Source organism: Mycobacterium sp. NGS27, from assembly GCF_059813005.1.
On sequence record NZ_JCALDT010000043.1, the window covers coordinates 1 to 442 of the forward strand.

The 442-nt window shown below is 68.8% G+C and carries 1 protein-coding gene; it reads right to left on the bottom strand.

The annotated features are described in order from the left end of the window. A partial coding sequence (locus tag AC5Y30_RS25485; RefSeq protein WP_499922086.1) for a phosphopantetheine-binding protein occupies positions 1-442 on the bottom strand: 442 nt, incomplete at both ends.

Sequence of the window (442 nt, forward strand, 5' to 3'; positions counted from 1 at the left end):
GTCCAGGCGGCCGCGCAGTTGCAGCGCCACCGCCATGTTGTAGACCGGTGACGGGCCATGGAGCTGATCGAGGAACCACAACCGGTTCTGCGCGAACGACAGCGGAACCACCGCCGGCCGCTCACCGGCCACCAACGGCTCCAGGCCCCCGCCACCGGCACCGATACGGGGCGCCAGCCGGGCGACCGTGGGCGCCTCGAACAAGGTCCGCACCGCCAGGCCCGCCCGCAAAGCCTTGTTGACTGCGGCGGTGACCCGCATCGCCGACAACGAATCACCACCCAGGTCAAAGAACGAGTCGTCGACCCCCACCCGCTCGATGCCGAGCACCTGCGCATAGATGCCGACCAGAATCTCTTCGACCGCGCCGACGGGCGCGCGATACCTATCGCCGTCCTGATAGTCCGGTGCCGGCAGGGCCCGCACATCGAGCTTGCCGTTA